Origin of the sequence: Brevundimonas sp. VNH65, from assembly GCF_049445955.1 — a bacterium.
Classification (GTDB): Bacteria; Pseudomonadota; Alphaproteobacteria; order Caulobacterales; family Caulobacteraceae; genus Brevundimonas.
Genome location: NZ_JBMSDX010000002.1, coordinates 550,520 through 569,262 on the forward strand (window position 1 = coordinate 550,520; position 18,743 = coordinate 569,262).

An 18,743-nucleotide genomic window follows, 5' to 3' on the forward strand; every position below is an offset into this window, starting at 1 on the left:
ATGGCGATGGCCTCACGATCACAACCCGTTACAGAGGCGGAGGCGCTGGATCCGTCGCGGGCGCTGGTCCCGTCTGTGGTCCAGGCCAATGAGGTGCGGGTCAAGCGCGGCTTCTGGCCCAAGATCACGCGCACCGCCGCGCGCATCCCCTTCGCCGACCAGGCCCTGGCGGCCTGGTACGCCGCCCGCGACCCGGCGACACCGATGGCGGCCAAGGGGATGATTTTCGCGGGTCTGGCCTATTTCGTCATGCCGATCGACGCCATTCCCGACGTGTTCGCCGGCATCGGCTTCACCGACGACGCGGCGGTGATCGCCGCCCTGCTGGCCACCCTGGGCGCGAACGTCAAACGCCGCCATCGGGAGGCGGCCGAGGCGGCGCTGGAGCGGTTGAAGGCCAGAGATCAGTAGGCGCTGGTCGTCTCTTCCCGGGTCTGGGGTCCGACCTTGGCGTGAGATCGCAACCAGCCGACGATCGACAGGCGATCGCGCGGGGCGAAGTCGGCGACCTGGGTCACCGCGTGACGCGTCGGCACGGAGAAGAGGTTGAGGGCGTTGAAGGCCGGCGTCCAACCCTGCTCGATGTGGCCGTCGGCGCCATAGAAGACGAGGTTGCCGCCCCAGTCCGCCCGCCATTCCCTGGTGAAGTTCAGCACATAGCCATAGAGGCGATTCTTGCCGGCGGAGGCGTCGTTGTGCGCCGTCAGCACATGTCCCGGCCGATAGCGACTGGCCTGGGCGTCGGCCAGGTCGATGCGCTCATCGCCCGTCAGTCGGCGCGCGAAGGCGAGGAAGGCGGGAGAGTTGAGGAAGTCGAGCACGGCGTCGGCCGCATCGCGCGGACCTTCATGGTCGCGACCCAGTCTGCGGGTGTCGAAAACATACTGGGTGGTCGGTCGGCAGCCGTCCACGCGTGCGCCGTCCAGCCAGGCCTGTTTGGACGGGTCGGCCGCGACCCGGCCGTCGAGCGGCAGTTCGAAGAAGTCGCCGCCCGCAGCCACGGTCGTTTTCCAGCGCGTCTCCGCCTCCAGCGTGTCAGCGACGGCGTCGGCCGCCTCCGGCGTCAGGATCGCCGGGATGTGAAGGCGGCGTCGCTCGGCGAAGGTGGCCGCCAGCGTCTTCACATCCAGCGCGGTCGAAAGACGAACCTCTGTCATGAGCGGGATCAGTCCTCGATCGTCACCACCACCTTGCCCATGACGGCCCGATCGCCGAGAGCCCTGATGGCTTCGTGGGCCTGATCAAGGGGATAGGTGCGGGAGATGCGCGGCTTGATCTTGCCGTCCTTCCAGAACTGGAACAGGTCGGCCATATTGGCGGCGTGGCCAGCCGGATCACGCGCCACGGCGGCGCCCCAGAACACCCCGATCACCGACACCGACTTCAGCAGGGTAAGGTTCAGCGGCAGGGAGGGGATGCCGGCCGGGAATCCGACGACCAGATAGCGCCCGTTCCAGTCCATGGCGCGCAAGGCCGGCTCGCAGTAATCGCCGCCGACCGCGTCATAGACCACGTCTGGGCCATCACGGCCCGAGGCCAGCTTGAACTCGCCGGCCAGGGCCTTCTGCGCCGCCTTGTCCATCTTTCCGGCCGGATAGATCAGCCCGTTGTCGGCGCCGAGGTCCAGGGCGAACTGGACCTTTTCATTGGTGGAGGCGGCGGCCACGACGTCGGCCCCCATGGCCTTGCCCAGCTCCACCGCGGCGGCCCCGACCCCGCCGGCGGCGCCCAGCACCAGAAGGCGCTCGTTCGGCTGAAGCTGGGCCCGGTCCTTCAGGGCGTAGTAGGAGGTGCCGTAGGTCATCACCAGGGCGGCGGCTTCATCGAACGGCATGTCGTCGGGAATCTTGATGACGTTGCGCGCCGGAACCGCCAGCCGTTCCACCAGCCCGCCCCAGCCCGGCACGGCGATGACCCGATCGCCCTTGAACAGACCCTTGACGTCCTCGCCTACGGCCTCGATCACCCCGGCCACCTCGCCGCCCGGCGAGAAGGGGCGTTCCGGCTTGAACTGGTATTTGTCCTCGATGATCAGGGTGTCGGGGAAGTTGATCCCGACGGCGCGGACCTCGATCACCACCTCGCCCTTTCCGGGGGTCGGGTCCAGAACATCCTCGACGACGAGGGTTTCGGGACCACCGGGGGCCTTGGACAACACAGCGCGCATTCGGGTTCTCTCGGATTGCAGGGGCCGCCGCCCCATGGCGCGCGTCAGGCGGTCACGCTAATCAGCCGCACGCCCGATTCAAGAGGCGACATGAACAATGATCAGGAGACGACAGGCATGACCGCCCTCATTCTTCACGGCGGCGCCGGCGCCCGACGCGAGGTCAACTATGACGCCGAGGCGGTCCATATGCGTGAGACGGTCGAGGCGATGAAGGCGCGGCTGGACGCCGGCGCCTCGGCTCTGGACGTGGCGATCGAGACGGTCGTGCGGCTGGAGGATTCCGGCCTCTATGTCGCCGGGCGGGGCGCGTCGCCGAACCTGGCCGGCGCCTACGAGCTGGACGCCAGCCTGATGGACGGGGCCAGCCGCCGCGCCGGCGCGGTCGCGGCGCTTCAGGGGTTCCGCAATCCGATCCTGGCCGCCAGGGCGGTGATGGAGACCACGCCCCATGTGATGCTGGCGGGCGAGGGGGCGGCCCTGTTCGCCCATGACCGGGGGCTGGAGCCGATCGGCGACGAGGCGGCCTGGTTCACCCATGCCGGGCAGGGCGACGACAATCACCCGCCGGGAACCCTGGCCCATGGCACGGTGGGATGTTGCGTGCTGGACGCCGAAGGACGTCTGGCGGCCGCGACATCGACGGCTGGCGTGTTCGGCAAGGCGCCGGGGCGCGTCGGCGATACGCCCCTGATCGCCTGCGGGACTTGGGCCGACGACCGGGCCGCCGTCTCCTGCACCGGACAGGGGGAGTATTTCATCCGCACGGCCGCCGCCGCCCAGGTCGCCTGGCGGGTCGAGGCCGGACAGTCCCTGGGCGAGGCCGGTCGGGCGGTCATCGACCAGATCGGCGCCCTGGGCGGCGATGGCGGACTGATCGCCCTGGATCGAACCGGGGCGATCGCCGATCCGTTCAACAGCCAAGGCATGAAGCGCGCCTGGCTTACGACCTCGGGGGAGGTTCGCGTGGAGGTCTTCGGCCGTTGAGGTTCAGCCGGGGAGGCAGACCGCCTGGGCGACGCGCAGATTGCGGCGCAGATCGTCGGCCGCCCGGCCGTAGTTCTCGACCGTGACGGCCCCACCGGGGCGAACATCAGCGTCGGCCTGGCCCGAGACGGCCAGCGCCAGATCGTGCGGCGTCGTGGTGTAGATGCGGCCGCGCCGGGGCGCCTCGGCGACGGTCACGCCGATGACCCGGCCTTGCTCGTCCAGGGCCGGGGCGCCGGACAGGCCGGCCAGCGAGCCTTCCAGGCCCGTCGTGCGGCCGACTTCGGCCCAGACCAGGACGCGCTCGGCCCCATGACCCCGGCCGTGATGTCGAAAGACGGTTTCGCCGATCAGGCGGCTTGAGATCTCGCCCGCCGATCCCCGGGGATAGCCCGGGTGGAAGGCCAGGGCGTCCTTGCGGAGCCGCGACGGCGGCCGAAGGGGGACGGCGGGCGGTCCGCCGTGGGTGATCAGCAGGGCCAGATCGGCATGGGGCGCCAGCCGCACGTCAGCCGCCACCGCCCGGGCGCCGCCCACCATCAGAGCCGGGCGGCGACAGCCTTCGACGACGTGGCGCGCCGTGATCCAGCGGCCCTCGGCGGCGATCGAGAAGGCGGTGCCGGCCTGGGGCGGGGCAGAATCGGTCGGGGCGTCGACGACGACGGCCGGATCGAACGGGGTGACAGGACCCAGCAGGGCGGCTTCGACAGCCCCTGGGGCGGCCGGCGCGGGCGGCGCGTCGGCGTTCTCGTCCAACCAGACGGCGGCGACGACCAGGGCCGCCAGGCCGCCCGCGTAGAGCGCCCAGTCCGGCGGTCCGCGAAAACGTCGGGCCATCGGCTCAGCCCGTCAGCGCGGCGGCCAGGATCAGGGACACAGCCAGCCGTCCGGCCGCCAGCAGGACGGCCGCCGGGATGTCGCCGTCCTTGACCCTTTGCGGCAGGCCGGTCAGGGCGACATCGACCAGACGGAATCCCAGCAGCTGGATGACCAGGGCGATGCCGCCCCACAACAGGATCTCGGCCGCCGAGGTCGACACGGACAAGGACACCGCGAGCGGCGCCGCGAGACCGAGCAGCACGCCGGAAAAGGCCACGCAGGCGGCAGCGTTGCCGTCGCGGATCTGGGCGATCTCCTTCCACGGCGACAGCAAGGCGTAGATCACGGCGCCGGCGGCCAGAAGGAACAGCGAGGCGCCGGCATGCATCAGCATGACGGGAAGGCCGGTGGCGAAGGCCTGGACCTCGGGGCTGGACAGGGGGGAAGAGACGAGAGAGGGCGACATGGCGGTTCCGACGCCGTCATTGCCGTATTGCCGCCTCAATCCGCAAGCGCATGCGAGCCACACTTTGTGACCGATCGTTGCGAACGACATTTCGCCTTCGGCAGGTTAGAACGCCCCCCATGTCTGAGATCGCCGCCCCTGCGCCCTCTTCGTCCGACCTGCCGATGGTTCTGGTGGTGGCCGTCGCCCTGGTCGATGTCGATGGTCGGGTGCTGATCGCGCAGCGGCCGCAGGGCAAGCAACTGGCCGGGCTCTGGGAATTTCCGGGCGGCAAGGTCGAGTCGGGAGAGCGGCCCGAAGCCGCCCTGATCCGCGAACTGCGCGAGGAGCTGGGCATCGAGGTGAACGAGGCCTGTCTGGCGCCGTTCGTTTTTGCCTCGCACGCTTACGATTCATTTCACCTGTTGATGCCATTGTATCTGTGCCGACGCTGGTCGGGGACCGTGGTCGCCCGCGAACACGACGCCCTGGCCTGGGTGAAGCCGAGCCGACTTTCGGACTATCCCATGCCGCCCGCCGACGCCCCACTGGTCGCCTGGTTGCGCGATCTGATCTGAGCATCGCTCGCGAAGGAGGACGGGATGAAAGACCTGACGACCCGTTTCTTCCGCGACGAATCCGGCGCGACGGCGATCGAATACGGCCTGATCATCTCCCTGATCTTCCTGGCGATCGTCACGGCCCTGACGGCCTTCGGCAATCATTCGTCGGGCGTGTTCAATACGGCGATGAACGCGATCCGCGCGGCGATGGGCTGAACCAGGGGCCCGGCTCGGCCCTACTCGCCTTCCTTGACCCCGAGCGCGTCGGCCAGGCGCATGCGCGCCGAACCGGGACGAAGCGGCATGGGCTGGGTCTCGCTGGGCGCCCAACCGGCCAGATTGACGATTTCGAAGGTCGCCGGGATGCGGCCGTCCGCATCGCCGAATCTTTCCGTATAGAGGGCGGCCGCGCGCGCCGCGATCGTTCGGGTCAGCGGCCGGACCGGACCGAAGGGGACGCCGGTCTCGCCCATGGCGCGCAGGTCGCGGATCAGGGCGAAGAGGTCGGGATAGCGCACGACGACCCGATCGACGTCGGACACAGGCAGGGCGAAGCCCGCCCTCTGCAGCAGCCCGGCCCCGTCGAAGCCGTCGGCGAAGGGCGACACCCGCGCCTGGGCGCCTCCGCGCTCGGCCAGCTCGGCCTCGGCAAGGACGGCGCGAAGCTCCTTCAGCGTCCCGGCGCCGAGCAGGGTGCCCAGGAACAGCCCGTCCGGCCGCAGCGCCCGTCGAATCTGGCTGAGCGCGCCGGGCAGGTCATTGGCCCAGTGCAGGGTCATCAGGGAGACGATCAGGTCGGTGGAGGCGTCGTCCAGGGGCAGAACGGCGGAACCGGGGTCGATGCGGGCGTGCGTGATCCGGGCGACCGGACCGATCCGTGGCGCCGCGTCGCTGTCGGCGAGAAGGGCGGCGAAGGGCTCCGGGAAGGCCGAAAGGTCGACCGCGGCCGGAAAATCCCGCAGGATCGCCTCCAGACTGTCGATCGCGCCCTGGGCCGCTCGGCGGTGCAGGAAGTCGGCGTCCGGGAAACGGACGGCGGCGCGCTCAAGTCGCAGCGCCCGTCGCCGGGGGTCGAACAACCGGGGCGGTCCGCTGTTTTGGGACGGGTCGAGGGGGGAAGCGGCCATGGACGTTCAGGATGGGGGCTGGGGGCGGACTTGGAAAGCCCGGGGCCGGGAGATGGCGCGGGGCCTGGCCGATCTGATCCTGCCGCCGCTGGCGCATGACAGTCGGGAGGCGACGGCGGCCGCGGGTCTGACTCCGAACGCCTGGAGCCGGGTCACCTTTCTGGAGGCGCCGGTGTGCGACGGCTGCGGAGCGGCGTTCGAACATGACGGCGGGGTGTTCAGAGCCGAACGCTGCGCCGCCTGCCTGGCCTCGCCCTATGCTTTCGGCCGGGCCCGCGCGGCCTGTGTCTATGACGAGCATTCGCGTGCGCTGATCCTGCGGTTCAAGCACGCCGATCAGCCGCAGTTCGGCCGGCTGTTCGCCCGTTGGATCGGACGGGCGGCCAGCGACCTGATCGCGGAGGCCGACGCGGTGGTCCCCACGCCGCTGCATCCGATGCGGCTGCTGGCGCGGCGGTTCAACCAGGCGGCCGAGGTCGCGCGGCCGCTGGCGCGGGACGCCGGGCTCGCCTATCTGGCCGACGCCCTGACGCGGGTCGAGCGCACGGCCAGCCAGGGCGGCAAGAGCGCGCGGGGACGGCGGCTGAACGTCAAGTCCGCCTTCGCCGTGACCGAGGCCGGGCGGCGCGAGGTCCGAGGGCGCCGCCTTCTGTTGATCGATGACGTCCTGACGACCGGGGCCACGGCGGAGGCCTGCGCCCGCGCCCTTCTGGAGGCCGGGGCGCGGTCTGTGGATCTGGCCGTCATCGCGAGGGTGCGAAACGGCCGTGAACCGACTATCTAGGGCGATATCCCAGTTCTGATTGGAGACCCCGCCTTGGCCGAGATCGTCGTCTACACCAAGCCCGGCTGCCCCTATTGCTTCGCGGCTCTCGGCCTGCTGAAGCGCAAGGGGGCGGACTACACCGAGATCGTCGCGTCGAACGATCCGGACAAGAAGGCCGAAATGGTCGAACGGTCGGGCGGTCGGGCGACCTTCCCCCAGATCTTCATCGACGGAAAACACGTCGGCGGGTCGGACGACCTGCACGCCCTGGACCGCGCAGGCGAACTGGATCCGCTGCTGGCGGCCTGACGTCCTGATACGCGCATGACGACTCTGTCCATCGCCCTGATCCAGACCTGCACCCCGGCCGACCAGAGGGCGTCCCTGGCCGAACTGGAGCCGCTGGTCCGTCGTGCGGCCGCCGGCGGCGCCCGGCTGATCCTGACGCCCGAGGGGTCGAACGTGCTGGAGCAGCGCCGCGACCGCCGCGAGGCCGTGATCGTCGACCAGGATCACGACGCGGCCGTGCTGGGCCTGCGTCGGCTGGCGGCGGAACTGAAGGTCTGGATCCTGATCGGTTCGGCCATCGTCGCCTCTGGTCACGCGGGAGACGGGCGGGCGGCCAACCGCTCGATCCTGGTCGACGACGGGGGCGAGGTGGTCGCGACCTATGACAAGATGCATGTCTTCGACGTCAGTCTGGCGAACGGCGAGACCTATCGCGAGAGCGCGACGGTTCGTCCGGGCGAAGCCGCCGTCGTCGCGGCCACCCCGTGGGGCGGACTGGGCCTGACCATCTGCTACGATGTGCGCTTTCCGTATCTTCACCGCGCCCTGGCCCAGGCGGGGGCGGTGATGATCGCGGTCCCCGCCGCCTTCACCGTGCCGACCGGGGAGGCGCACTGGGAGACCCTGCTGCGCGCGCGCGCCATCGAGACCGGCGCCTTCGTCCTGGCCCCGGCCCAGGGCGGGACGCATGAGGATGGGCGCAAGACCTGGGGCCGGTCGATCGTGGTCGGCCCCTGGGGCGAGGTCATCGCCCGACTGGATCACGACCGGCCAGACGTCCTGTTCGCCGAGCTGGACCTGGGCGCCGTGGATCGCGCCCGCTCGGCCGTGCCCGCCCTGACCCACGACCGTGCCTTCGCCGCACCGAACGGCGTCGGCGCATGATCCGCTACGCCCTGGCCTGCGAGCAGGCGCACGCCTTCGAGGCCTGGTTCGCCTCCTCCTCTGACTATGACGATCAGGCGGCGAGGGGCCTGGTGGAATGCCCCTTCTGCGGCTCACGCCGGGTCGAGAAGCAGGTCATGGCGCCGGCCGTGGCGGGGACGAAGCGCGCCGCTCCGCCCGACGAGGTGCGCCAGAAGATGCAGACCATGATGATGGAGGCCGCGCGCGAGGTGCGCGCCCATGTCGAACAGAACTTCGACTATGTCGGCGACGCCTTCGCCCGGGAGGCGCGAGACATCCACGAGGGCCGTTCCGAGAAGCGGGAGATCTACGGCGAGGCCACGCCCGCCGAGGTGAAGAAGCTGAAGGAGGACGGGGTGCCCTGCGCGCCGCTGCCCGCCCTGCCGCCTGACCCGTCCAAGGCCAACTGAGGCGAGGATGGGCGCCGAGCGATATGAGGAGTTCGCGCCGCCCGAGGGACTCGCGCCCTGGGTCAAGGTCATCTGGACCTATGCGGCGCCGGACCCGTCTCCTGTGGTGCAGCGTATTGCGCCGGACGGATGCCCCGAGTTGATCCTCGATCTCGGCGCGCCCTATGAGGAGCTGGGCGAGGACGGCGTGTGGCGTCTTCAGCCCCCGGCCCTCTTCGCCGGTCAGATGACCCGGCCCATCGCCATCCGTCCGGTGGGGCCGGTCGAACTGGTCGCCTTGCGGTTCCATCCGGACGGCGCGCGGGACTGGTTGAAGGCGCCCCTGGCGATCGCCACGGATCGCAGGCTGGACATGGGCGACCGACTGAAGGGGCTGACCCCGCCGCCCGGGGATCCGGCGGGACAGGCGGCCTATATGGCGGACTGGCTGGACGGGGTGCGGTGCGAGGACGCCTGGACGATCGACGCCGAGGTTAGGGCCGAGGTCGCGGCGATCGGCGACGATCGGCCTGGCCCGGTGAGGGACGCGGCCCGGCAGCGCGCCCTGCAGAGGCGATTCCTGGACCGGGTCGGGGTGTCTTCGCGGGAATTGCGATCAGTGTTTCGTTTCCGGCGCGTCTTCGACCATGCCCTGGGGTCGGATGCGGAAAGCTGGCTGGAGGCCGGGCTGTCAGCCGGCTATTTCGACCAGCCGCAGATGGCGCGCGACTTCCGGCGGTTTCTCGGCTGCACGGCCAGCGAATGGGCGCGCGAACAGGTCGAACTGGCCCGGGCCCTGGCCCGGCCGGGCTGATATCGGCCAACCGAACTGTCGTAATCCTACAAGCGGAGCCGTGAGGCAGCGGATAAGGTTGCGGCCGCATCCGAGGAGAGCCCGTCATGATCCTGTCAGCTGTCGCCGCCCTGTTGCTCCAGACCGCTACGCCGGCCGCCGCGCCGCCCGACCTGTCGTGGATGAGCGGCTACTGGCTGGACTGTTCGAACGGGCGAGAGGCAGCCGAGGCCTGGAGCGACGAACGGGCGGGGTTGCGGGTCGGCTGGAACCTGACTGTGTCGCGATCGGGTCGTCCCGGTTTCGAGGTGTCTCACATCGCCGCCCTGCCCCAGGGTTTCGCCTATGTCGCCCAGCCGTCGGGGGCGCCGCCGACGGTGTTCGTCATGTCCGACAGCGGCTCGAACCATGTCGTCTTCTCCAACGCCGAAAACGACTTTCCGAATCATATTCGCTATGAACGCGACGGCGACGCGCTCAAGGCCCGCATCGATGGAACGATCGACGGCCAGGCGCGCAGCGTCTCATGGAGCTTCACATCCCGACCCCTGAACACTCGTTGCCCGACCTCCGCTGGAGGCTGATGACGCCCGCGGATCTTGACGGCGTCGTCGAGGTCGCCCGCGTCGCCTTTCCCGACCATTTCGAGGACCAGACCTGTTTCGCGAACCGGCTGAATCTGCATCCGGCCGGCTGTTTCAGCCTGGCGGAGCCGGACGGTCCGGTCATGGGATATCTGGTCGGCTATCCGTGGCGTGGGACGGCGGCGCCGGCGCTCAACACCCTGATCGACGGCCTGCCTTCCCATCCGGACCGCCTGTATCTGCACGACCTGGCGCTGAAGCCCGAGGCGCGGGGCGGCGGCCGTACGCGAGCGGCGGTCGAGGCCCTGGCCGATCACGCCCGCGCCCTGGGCCTGCCGTTGATGGCCCTGGTCGCCGTCAATGACGCCGTCCGTTTCTGGGAGGGTCAGGGCTTCGCCGTGGTCGATGCGCCGGACATCCGGGCCAAGCTGGCCGGCTACGGCCCGGACGCCCGATATATGGAGCGGTCTCTCTAGCCCTTCCACGATCCGTGGAAGGCGGCCGGGAGGGCGACGTCGGCGCGCCAGGTCGCGACCGGGCCGTCCTCGATCCGCGCCAGGTCCAGGACATGCAGCTCCGTGACCCCGGCCTTCAGATTGATCGTCGGTCCGACCAGCCAGGCCTGATCCTCGGCCGTGGCGCCGGGCTTGGGGACATAGACCATTTCGTCCGGCACATGGCCGGGGCCGAAGATGAAGCTGCGGTCCCGACCCGTCGCCCAGTCGAACACGCCCACGCCGTCCGCCAGCGGTCGTTCTGGCGTGTCGCCGGTGGTGTGCAGGCTGTAGCGGCGGGCGAGACCCGCGCGACGGGCGTCGCCGCGCGGAAACTCGGCGATGACGCCGGTGCGTTCCAGGCGGCCCTTCCCGTCCGGCCCCAGAGCCACCAGGGCCAGATGAGCAGGCGAACCGCCGACCGGCACGCCGTTCAGAATTTGCTGGGCGCCTGAAGCGGCGAAACTCATGTCGTCGTGAGCGCAGACGTCAAAGCGGATCGTGCCGTCGGTCTCCTCCCAGGCGTCGCCCAGGTGGAAGAAGCCGAACGTCGGCAGGTCGAAGACGCGCGTCTTCGTCAGATCGGCCTTGTCGACCACCAGCACCTGGGTACCGGCGTCCTGCCTCCACTCGAAACCGGCCGAGAAGGGCATGACGTTCCGGGTCTTGATCCAGGGCTGGAGGACGATGACCAAATGCCGCGCCGTGGCGGTGAAATCGTGGACATAGCTGGCGCGGGGCAAGGGGATGACACGCGCGTCCTCCAGATCCCCGGCCGGCGACAGCCGCCAGACGATCGCCTGGGCGCCGCCCATGCCCAGGTTCCAGATGCGGCCGTCGGGCTCGATCCGCGGATGCGCCAGGAAGGGCATCTGCTTCAGGTCCGGGCTGAGGGTGACGAACCCCTCGCTGGCCAGGGTCTCGGCGTCCATGGCCATGGGCGAGCCGCCCTCCCAAAGGGCCCAGACCTTGTCGCCCACCGGGATGACCGAGGTGTTGGCCGGACTGGCGTCGTCGGCCGACTGAATCTCGGCGCGCGGGTCGGGCAGGGTGCCGAAACCGGGCATCAGCATGGCGTCGGCGCGACTTTCCTGACGGCGCTTTTCGGTGTCGGCGAAGCGGGCGGCCAGGGCGGCGCGGCCATCGGCGATGCGGAAGCGGCGGATCAGGCCGTCGCCGTCGAACCAGTGCTGGGCCGAGCCGCCGGGCCGCCGGAACTTGGCCGGTCCGTTGCGATACAGGCTTCCCGCCAGGCCCTCGGGGGCGCGGCCGTGAACCAGGGTCAGGGCGCGAGGGGCGATGTCGGCCTCGACGTCCCGGGTGGCCAAGGCCCAGCCGTCGGTCGCGGCCAGGGCGCGGGCCGCGTAGGCGAGGTCCGGCGAGGCGAGGAGGGCGCCCGAAGCGGTGGCGATCGTTCCGGTCAGGAAGGCGCGGCGGGTGGCGGGCATGGCTGTGTCTCCGGCGTGGCGTGATCAGCGGATGGCGACGGTCTGGGCGACCTCGCCGGACACGGAAAAGCGGGCCCGATCCCAGGACGCCGGGCCCATGTTGCCGCGCGCATTGTTGGAGAAGGCGAAGGGCTCGGTCGGCATGCCGAAGGGGTTGGTGTCCATCCGGCCGTTGCCGTTGACGTCATGGAACGCCTTCATGGCGTAGTCGCCGGCCGGCAGATCGCCGAAGTCGGCCCGGGTCTGGCCGTTCGCGACGTCGACCTGGGCCTGCCGCACCGGGGCGCCGCCCGAATAGGCCTCGGCCGTGTCGTACAGGGCGACCATGATCTTGCCGGTCGCGGCGCCGGTCTCAAAGTCGAAACGGATCGAGGCGGCGGGCTCCGCCAGGGCCGGGGCCGCGACGGTCAGGGCGAGGAGGGAGGCGAAAGCGGCGATGCGCATGGCGGGCGTCCTTCTGAGAGACAGGCCCGACGACCGGGCCTTGATGACCCGACCCTGATCGCCGCACCGCCGTGTCGCCACACGATCTGCGGGCTTGACCGTCATCCATTCGCCAACGACCACCCCTGTTCACTCACGAAGCGCGAATGAACAGGCGGTCGGCGCAACACTGCGCTCAAGTCATGAACGACCGCGTAGCGAACATAGCGCGTCGCGTCAGCGACCTGAGGCCCCATGCGCTCAAGTGGTGAGCGACCGCGTCGCGAACATAGCGCGTCGCGTCAGCGACCTGAGGCCCCATGCGCTCAAGTGGTGAGCGATCGCGTCGCGAACATAGCGCGTCGCGCAGCGACCAGAGGCTCAATGCGCTCAAGTCGCGAGGCTCCGCGAGCCGAGTGTAGCGCATCGCACAGCGACCCAAGGCCCCCAGCGCTCAAGTGGTGAGCGACCGCGTCGCGAACATAGCGCGTCGCGAAGCGACCTGTTGCTTAATGCGCCTCGGGCGGCCGGGCGGCGGGATCCAGGTATTCGCTCTCGGCGTGAGGGTGGGCCGAGAGGACGAAGCGCCGGTCGCAATAGCCGCACTCGACGAAGTCGTCCTCGCCCATGTCCATATAGACCAGCGGATGGCCGAGCGCGCCGCCGCCGTCGCAGGCCACGCGCTTGGTGGCGACCACGATCTCTTCGGGCGGCGGGAAGTGGGCGACGGTCGATTGCGAGGACATGGAGAGGTCCAAAGAGGAGTTCGGTTCGCCGAACCTCTAGACCATATTCGCCCACGACTGAACGCCGCCCGGGATTTTTCGACGGTTCAGGCCAGGCGACGACGGCGGAACACCCGGTCGAACATCGCCTTGCGGCCCTTGAACAGGTTCCAGCCCAGGCATCCGGCGGCCACCCACAGGCCGATCTCGCCGACGATGGCGGCCGGGGCGCCGAACAGCAGCGCCTGTTTCAGCGTCAGCACATCCATCTTGGATGCGACGATGAAGGCGGCGAAGGCGCCGTAGCCGATCAGGCAGAAGGCGAAGGCGGTCCATCCGACAAGGCGCGAGCGGGGCATGACGTTATCTCCGTAAAACATGCTGTTCACAATGGAAAGGAAGCTAGACATGCTATGTCGGTATGTCAAGCGTCATTGTCATAATGGAAAGCAGGCGTTTCCTGGAAGGGCGTTCGCGGGTCGCCCGCCCTTGGCGGAAGCGTGGGCGACGCCTAACTAACCGGCGGCACCTGAGCCCTCTCCTCTGACACGCGCATCGCCTTCATGACCGCTTCCACCGCCCTGCCCGCCAACGCCATCGAGGTCCGGGGGCTGGAAAAGACTTATGCAGGCAACAAGAAGTCGGGGCCGAAGACGGCGCTGCACGGTGTTGATCTGGTGGTGCCGCGCGGCTCGATGTTCGGCCTGCTGGGACCGAACGGGGCCGGCAAGTCGACGCTGATCAACATCCTGGCCGGGGTGGTGAACAAGACCGGCGGAACCGCCGCCGTCTGGGGGCGTGACATCGACGCCGATCCGCGCGGCGCACGCGCCGCCCTGGGTGTGGTGCCGCAGGAGATCGTGGCCGACGTCTTTTTCACCCCACGCGAGGCGCTGGAGGTTCAGGCCGGCTTCTACGGCGTGCCGTCGAACGAGCGGCGCTCGGACGAATTGCTGGCGGCCCTCGGCCTGTCCGACAAGGCCAACGCCTATGTCCGGGCGCTCAGCGGCGGCATGAAGCGACGGCTGATGGTGGCCAAGGCCCTGGTTCATGCGCCGCCGGTTCTGATCCTGGACGAGCCGACGGCCGGGGTGGACGTCGAACTGCGTCGCCAGCTGTGGGAGTATGTCCGCAAGATCAACGCCGAGGGCGTGACCATCCTTCTGACCACCCACTATCTGGAGGAGGCCCAGGAGCTGTGCGACACGATCGCCATCGTCAATCGCGGCCGGGTGGTGGCCTGTGAACCGACGCCGCAGCTGCTGCGCCGCCTCGATACGCGCAACGTCGTGGTCACGCCTGAAAGCGAACTGACCGCCCTGCCGAAGCTCAAGGGTTTCGAGGCCGTCGCCCGCCCGAACGGCGCCTTCGCCGTCAGCTACAAGAAGGGCCAGTCCTCGGTCGAACAGGTTCTGGCCGCCGTCCGCGCCGCGGGGGTGACTATCGCCGACATCACCACCGAGGATCCGGACCTGGAAGACGTCTTCCTGGCCCTGACCTACGGCGATCCCGACCAGCCGGAGCCGACGCGCGACTGAGCGCGGCGCGGCCGTTGCCGCATCAGGTCTGGAAGAAGATCAGGAAGTGGCGCACCCGACACGATTCGAACGTGTGACCTTTGCCTTCGGAGGGAATATCGCTGGCTCCGCCAAAAAGCGCAAGGAGCCGCCGATGACCGCCTATCATACTGTAAACAATAAAGAATTTGCATTCTTCCTCCGCCGAACTTACTCTTCTGTCCGCCACGGTTTTCGCCCAAGTGCTTACGTGGTGCTTACGCGAGAGGAAGCTGTAGGGTCGGAGGAAGCCCATGTCTAAGCTCACAAAGCGCGTCGTCGACGCCGCAGAAAGTCGCGCAAAAGATTACGTCATATGGGACGACGACCTGCCCGGCTTCGGCCTCCGCGTTTTCGCGTCCGGCAAGCGCAGCTACGTGATCCAGTATCGGCTCGGCAAGCGGTCGCGTCGCTTCACAATCGGATTGCACGGCGTCTGGACGCCTGAGCGCGCGCGCCAGGAGGCAAAGGTGCAGTTGGGACGGATCGCGCAGGGCGAAGATCCGGCTGAGGAGAAGCAGCTCGACAGCAAGGCGATCACCGTCAAGGAGCTGTGTGAGCTCTACGTTGCCGATCTGAAAGCCGGCCTCATCCTCGGCAAGGGAGGCCGCCCCAAGAAAGCCAGCACCATCTTGTCCGACACGGGGCGTATCGAGCGTCACATCATTCCCTTGCTTGGTACGCGCAGGGTCAAGGATTTGGTGAAGGCGGATATCGCGAAGGCCCTGAAGGACATCATGGCCGGCAAGACTCGTTGCAGCGTCAAGACGAAGAAGCTTCGCGGCCGCGCCATCGTGCGTGGTGGAGCGGGTACGGCGACGCGCACGATAGGGCTCTTCGGCGGAATACTGACCTACGCAGTCGAGGCTGGCATCATCGATCTGAATCCGGCGCACGGTGTCAGGCGGCCGAAGGACAACGTCCGGGCGCGGCGTCTGACCGAAGCAGAATATCGGTTGCTCGGCGAGATATTGGATAAGGCGGTCAAAACAGAGAAATACGAGCTATCAGTTGAGATCATACGCCAGCTCGCGCTCACCGGATGCCGGCGGACTGAGATGGTGACGCTCGCGTGGGCGGAGGCGGACACGAGCGCGAGTTGCTTGCGTCTGGTTGACAGTAAGGAGGGAAGCTCCATCCGCCCGATCGGACTCCCTGTCGTCGAGTATCTCGAAGCAAGTCGGAAAGCTCGCACAGGCACGTACGTGTTTCCCGGACACGGAGACGACAACGCGTTCGGAAGCCTTCCGAACCATTGGGAGCAGATATTCAGAGACACGCCGCTGGCCGACATCACGCCCCATGTCTTGCGACACAGCTTTGCCAGCATCGCAAACGATCTCGGCTTCACAGAGGTGACGATCGCTGCTCTCGTGGGCCACTCAAAGGGCTCAGTCACCAGCAACTACATACACACGCTCGATACAGCGCTTATCATGGCCGCCGACACGATCGCCGGTTACATCCAAGGCTTGCTCGACGGCATCGAGTTCAAGCAAACGGCCTACGCCGTGGACCGCGACTCTCGCCGCGCTGCGCTCGCTCGCTTCCTTCAACAAGCCTCGGCGCCGGATGCGGCTGAGGCGGCAAGCGAGCAGCAACGCGCCGCTGCATAGCAGACAAGTTAGCGGCGCTACCAACGTAGACACGCCGCTACTTGCAAGTCAGAAAAACATGCCCTATTTTCTGACATATGAAGAGGGTAAGCGCCTCCGTTCCGGATCGGGTCATGAAACGCGTTCGCGCTAGCGGACGCGGCAGTGTCTTCACGCCCAGCGACTTCCTCTCTCTCGCCACTCGCTCGTCGGTCGATCAGGCCCTTTCGCGGTTGGTAAAGGGCGGACAGCTCCGTCGACTTGCGCGCGGGCTCTACGACTTTCCAAAGCTGCATCCGAAGCTCGGGCCACTGTCGCCTGCGCCAGACGATGTAGCACATGCGCTTGCTAGGGAGACCGGCTCCCAGGTGCAGATCGCCGGCGCGCGGGCAGCGAACGCGCTCGGCCTTTCGACGCAGGTCCCGGCCCAAAGCACCTATCTCACCGATGGTCCGTCGCGTCGTGTCGTGCTGGGAAAGCGCGTCGTGGATCTTCGCCACGCTTCGCCCAAGCATCTGATCGCGCCGGGTAGCCCCGCCGGAACGGTGGTTCAGGCCCTTCGCCATGTCGGCCCCGTGCGGGCGGCTGACGTCGCGCAGGTTGCGGCGCGCCAGCTGTCGGCCAACGACAAGAAGACGTTGGCCTCAACCGCCCTTCAAGCGCCTGCCTGGATGAGGCCAACGCTCGTCTCGATCGCCAACGCATCGATGGCCAATATCGATGGATGATGTCGCCCGCCTTCCCAGCGCCGATCGCGCAGCTCTCTTCGGGGAGACCGGCGCCAGCCGAGGCGTCGCCGACACGATCATCGAAAAGGACTTCTGGGTCTGCTGGAGCCTGAAGCGCCTGTTCGGCATGCCGAAGGGCACCACGGCAACCCTCGTCTTCAAGGGCGGCACATCGCTCTCCAAAGCGTTCAACGCCATCCGTCGGTTCTCCGAGGACATCGACCTATCGTTCGACCGGGCCGAACTCGGATACACCGGCGAGCGCGACCCCGAGAAGGAGGGGATCAGCAGGAAGCAGGCGGCCCGACTTATCGACGACCTGGTGGGCGACGTCGAGCGGCACATCGCCGGGAAACTTCTCCCGGCGCTGCGCGCCGCGATCGTGGAACAACTCGGCGAGCCAACCGAAGGCGAGTGGTCGCTGGAGATAGACGCCAGCGACGCCCAAACCGTCAACTTCCACTATCCGACCGCGCTGCCTGCCGCCGAATACGAAGGCATGGCCTACGTCACCCCGCGGGTAAAATTCGAGTTGGGCGCGCGCGGCGATCTCTGGCCGACCGAGGAGAAAGTCATCCGTCCCTACGCGGCCGACGACTATCCGGAGTTCTTCGCCGATCCCGACACCAGCATCACAGTGCTTTCAGCGCGGCGGACCTTTTGGGAGAAGGCGACCGCGCTCCATGCGGAAGCGCATCGCCCTACTGAGTCACCTACGCCGCCGTATTTCTCCCGGCATTACTACGACCTCGCCATGCTCCTCGACACGGACGAGGGTCAAGCCGCCGTTGCTGATCTCGACTTGTTAGCGCAGGTGGCGCAGCACAAAGCCATCTTCTTTCGTTCGGGCTGGGCCAGCTACGAAACGGCTCGGCCAAGCTCGCTCCGGCTGATGCCGGACGACAGTCGGGTCAAGGACCTGCGAGCCGACTACCGGGCTATGGCGCCGATGATGTTTGACCAGACGCCGCCGTCATTCGACGACATACTTGCGAAAGTTGCCGCGCTTGAAGAAACGATCAACAGCTAGCTCAAGGCTGTCCGCTGGGGAGGAAGGATATCAGTTCGATTCGATCAATAGACCTGCGCCTCATTGACGACCTGGTCGACTTCGTCCGGGGGCCTGGCTTTGTGCTGGATTTCTCCGATCCCAGCTTCTCGGACTTCTTCGCTTCCGAGCTCAAGGTCAACATCGACGATCCGAAATACGCGGTGAATGGCGGCTCGAAGGGCAAGCGCCTCCGCTATTTCTTGCAGGCGTGCGACGACGCGACCGCCGTCCGTGTGCTGGCCGCTCTTTGGGAGCATCGCAGCGAGTATCTCGCCCGCTCTGGCGGTGCCGACCCGGTGGCCAATGCCGAGGCGCGCTATCAGGGATTGGTCAACCGCCTCTCTGGCGGCGCGGCGTCCCAACGCCCCACTGCGAGCCCGCAGCCTACCGCCGTCGATCGACAGGCGATCGCGAAGATCAAGGCTGACCTGCTTAAAGTCACCGCTCTCGCGCCCCATGCACGTGGCTATGCCTTCGAAGGCTTTCTCAAAGGCCTGTTCGACGCCTTTGGCCTCGCCGCCCAGGAACCCTTTCGACTGCGTGGCGAGCAAATCGACGGCAGCTTCCAGCTCGGAGGCGAGATCTATCTTCTCGAGGCCAAATGGCACGGCCAGCCGATAGGCGTCGCCGAGCTGCACACCTTCCACGGTAAGATCGAGCAGAAGGCGGCTTGGACCCGCGGCCTATTCGTCAGCAATAGCGGCTTCACCGAGGATGGTCTTGCCGCCTTCGGGCGCGGCAAGCGCGTCATCTGCATGGATGGGCTCGATCTCTACGAGATGCTCGACCGTGAACTCCCGCTCACCCAAGTTCTCGAACGCAAAATCCGTCGTGCCGCTGAAACCGGCTCGCCGTTCATCCGCGTCCGCGACCTCTTTCCTCAATGACC

At 67.9% G+C, this 18,743-nt stretch carries 25 protein-coding genes; 16 read left to right on the plus strand and 9 right to left on the minus strand.

What is annotated here, in order from left to right; all coding sequences use genetic code 11:
* Positions 1–411, plus strand: a complete 411-nt coding sequence (locus ACO2Q1_RS06485) for a YkvA family protein (protein WP_423328723.1) — start codon at positions 1–3, stop codon at positions 409–411.
* Here ACO2Q1_RS06485 and ACO2Q1_RS06490 read toward each other — a convergent pair.
* On the minus strand, positions 405–1,157 hold the full coding sequence (locus ACO2Q1_RS06490) for a 2OG-Fe(II) oxygenase (RefSeq protein ID WP_423328724.1): 753 nt from the start codon (positions 1,155–1,157) through the stop codon (positions 405–407). The genes ACO2Q1_RS06485 and ACO2Q1_RS06490 overlap by 7 nt on opposite strands.
* Before the next feature lie 8 nt (positions 1,158–1,165).
* Positions 1,166–2,167: an NADPH:quinone oxidoreductase family protein gene (locus tag ACO2Q1_RS06495; RefSeq protein ID WP_423328725.1), complete on the minus strand. Its 1,002-nt coding sequence runs from the start codon at positions 2,165–2,167 to the stop codon at positions 1,166–1,168.
* A 117-nt stretch (positions 2,168–2,284) separates the two neighbouring features.
* On the opposite strand from ACO2Q1_RS06495, the gene ACO2Q1_RS06500 reads away from it, so the two are divergent.
* A complete protein-coding gene (locus ACO2Q1_RS06500; protein ID WP_423328726.1) occupies positions 2,285–3,154 on the plus strand; it encodes an isoaspartyl peptidase/L-asparaginase family protein in 870 nt (289 codons plus the stop codon).
* 3 nt (positions 3,155–3,157) lie between these two features.
* Here ACO2Q1_RS06500 and ACO2Q1_RS06505 read toward each other — a convergent pair whose 3' ends face one another.
* Together ACO2Q1_RS06505 and ACO2Q1_RS06510 are read right to left on the minus strand one after the other, a co-directional pair.
* Positions 3,158–3,991, minus strand: coding sequence for a S1 family peptidase (locus ACO2Q1_RS06505; RefSeq protein ID WP_423328727.1), 834 nt, complete (start codon positions 3,989–3,991; stop codon positions 3,158–3,160).
* Between the two features lie 4 nt (positions 3,992–3,995).
* Positions 3,996–4,439, minus strand: a complete 444-nt coding sequence (locus tag ACO2Q1_RS06510) for a DUF350 domain-containing protein (protein ID WP_423328728.1) — start codon at positions 4,437–4,439, stop codon at positions 3,996–3,998.
* Positions 4,440–4,558: 119 nt separating this feature from the next.
* On the opposite strand from ACO2Q1_RS06510, the gene ACO2Q1_RS06515 reads away from it, so the two are divergent.
* A complete protein-coding gene (locus tag ACO2Q1_RS06515) occupies positions 4,559–4,996 on the plus strand; it encodes a (deoxy)nucleoside triphosphate pyrophosphohydrolase (RefSeq protein ID WP_423328729.1) in 438 nt (145 codons plus the stop codon).
* 24 nt (positions 4,997–5,020) lie between these two features.
* Positions 5,021–5,197, plus strand: a complete 177-nt coding sequence (locus ACO2Q1_RS06520) for a Flp family type IVb pilin (protein WP_423328730.1) — start codon at positions 5,021–5,023, stop codon at positions 5,195–5,197.
* A gap of 20 nt (positions 5,198–5,217) precedes the next feature.
* Here the strand turns inward: ACO2Q1_RS06520 and ACO2Q1_RS06525 are convergent, their stop codons facing one another.
* The gene (locus ACO2Q1_RS06525) at positions 5,218–6,108 is read right to left on the minus strand and encodes a methyltransferase domain-containing protein (RefSeq protein ID WP_423328731.1); all 891 of its coding nucleotides are present in this window, start codon (positions 6,106–6,108) and stop codon (positions 5,218–5,220) included.
* Between ACO2Q1_RS06525 and ACO2Q1_RS06530 the strand changes: the two genes are divergently transcribed.
* From ACO2Q1_RS06530 to ACO2Q1_RS06560, 7 genes are all read left to right on the plus strand, one after another.
* The gene (locus ACO2Q1_RS06530) at positions 6,107–6,892 is read left to right on the plus strand and encodes a ComF family protein (protein WP_423328732.1); all 786 of its coding nucleotides are present in this window, start codon (positions 6,107–6,109) and stop codon (positions 6,890–6,892) included. The genes ACO2Q1_RS06525 and ACO2Q1_RS06530 overlap by 2 nt on opposite strands.
* 33 nt (positions 6,893–6,925) lie before the next feature.
* Entirely contained in the window at positions 6,926–7,183 is a 258-nt protein-coding gene (grxC, locus tag ACO2Q1_RS06535) for a glutaredoxin 3 (RefSeq protein ID WP_423328733.1), read from the plus strand.
* A 15-nt stretch (positions 7,184–7,198) separates the two neighbouring features.
* A complete protein-coding gene (locus tag ACO2Q1_RS06540) occupies positions 7,199–8,047 on the plus strand; it encodes a carbon-nitrogen hydrolase family protein (protein WP_423328734.1) in 849 nt (282 codons plus the stop codon).
* Entirely contained in the window at positions 8,044–8,478 is a 435-nt protein-coding gene (locus ACO2Q1_RS06545; protein WP_423328735.1) for a DUF1178 family protein, read from the plus strand. The genes ACO2Q1_RS06540 and ACO2Q1_RS06545 overlap by 4 nt, the downstream gene beginning before the upstream one ends.
* A 7-nt stretch (positions 8,479–8,485) precedes the next feature.
* Positions 8,486–9,271 (plus strand): AraC family transcriptional regulator, encoded by a 786-nt coding sequence (locus ACO2Q1_RS06550; RefSeq protein ID WP_423328736.1) that lies wholly within the window; start codon positions 8,486–8,488, stop codon positions 9,269–9,271.
* Between the two features lie 86 nt (positions 9,272–9,357).
* A complete protein-coding gene (locus ACO2Q1_RS06555) occupies positions 9,358–9,834 on the plus strand; it encodes a DUF6265 family protein (RefSeq protein WP_423328737.1) in 477 nt (158 codons plus the stop codon).
* Complete coding sequence (locus ACO2Q1_RS06560; protein ID WP_423328738.1) at positions 9,834–10,310, plus strand: GNAT family N-acetyltransferase; 477 nt, start codon at positions 9,834–9,836, stop codon at positions 10,308–10,310. Before ACO2Q1_RS06555 ends, ACO2Q1_RS06560 begins: the two co-directional genes overlap by 1 nt.
* Here ACO2Q1_RS06560 and ACO2Q1_RS06565 read toward each other — a convergent pair.
* From ACO2Q1_RS06565 to ACO2Q1_RS06580, 4 genes are all read right to left on the minus strand, one after another.
* On the minus strand, positions 10,307–11,776 hold the full coding sequence (locus ACO2Q1_RS06565; RefSeq protein ID WP_423328739.1) for a carotenoid oxygenase family protein: 1,470 nt from the start codon (positions 11,774–11,776) through the stop codon (positions 10,307–10,309). The genes ACO2Q1_RS06560 and ACO2Q1_RS06565 overlap by 4 nt on opposite strands.
* A gap of 24 nt (positions 11,777–11,800) precedes the next feature.
* Positions 11,801–12,220, minus strand: a complete 420-nt coding sequence (locus ACO2Q1_RS06570) for a DUF2141 domain-containing protein (protein ID WP_423328740.1) — start codon at positions 12,218–12,220, stop codon at positions 11,801–11,803.
* Positions 12,221–12,708: 488 nt separating this feature from the next.
* Positions 12,709–12,945, minus strand: coding sequence for a zinc-finger domain-containing protein (locus ACO2Q1_RS06575; RefSeq protein ID WP_423328741.1), 237 nt, complete (start codon positions 12,943–12,945; stop codon positions 12,709–12,711).
* A gap of 86 nt (positions 12,946–13,031) precedes the next feature.
* Positions 13,032–13,283: a hypothetical protein gene (locus tag ACO2Q1_RS06580; RefSeq protein ID WP_423328742.1), complete on the minus strand. Its 252-nt coding sequence runs from the start codon at positions 13,281–13,283 to the stop codon at positions 13,032–13,034.
* Positions 13,284–13,487: 204 nt separating this feature from the next.
* Between ACO2Q1_RS06580 and ACO2Q1_RS06585 the strand changes: the two genes are divergently transcribed.
* From ACO2Q1_RS06585 to ACO2Q1_RS06605, 5 genes are all read left to right on the plus strand, one after another.
* Positions 13,488–14,462, plus strand: coding sequence for an ABC transporter ATP-binding protein (locus ACO2Q1_RS06585; RefSeq protein WP_423328743.1), 975 nt, complete (start codon positions 13,488–13,490; stop codon positions 14,460–14,462).
* A 272-nt stretch (positions 14,463–14,734) separates the two neighbouring features.
* On the plus strand, positions 14,735–16,096 hold the full coding sequence (locus ACO2Q1_RS06590; protein WP_086490795.1) for a tyrosine-type recombinase/integrase: 1,362 nt from the start codon (positions 14,735–14,737) through the stop codon (positions 16,094–16,096).
* 113 nt (positions 16,097–16,209) lie between these two features.
* Positions 16,210–16,803, plus strand: coding sequence for a DUF6088 family protein (locus ACO2Q1_RS06595; RefSeq protein ID WP_086490970.1), 594 nt, complete (start codon positions 16,210–16,212; stop codon positions 16,801–16,803).
* Positions 16,796–17,833, plus strand: coding sequence for a nucleotidyl transferase AbiEii/AbiGii toxin family protein (locus ACO2Q1_RS06600; protein WP_086490796.1), 1,038 nt, complete (start codon positions 16,796–16,798; stop codon positions 17,831–17,833). The genes ACO2Q1_RS06595 and ACO2Q1_RS06600 overlap by 8 nt, the downstream gene beginning before the upstream one ends.
* Before the next feature lie 101 nt (positions 17,834–17,934).
* A complete protein-coding gene (locus tag ACO2Q1_RS06605) occupies positions 17,935–18,741 on the plus strand; it encodes a restriction endonuclease (RefSeq protein WP_086490797.1) in 807 nt (268 codons plus the stop codon).
* Positions 18,742–18,743 lie beyond the last annotated feature (2 nt).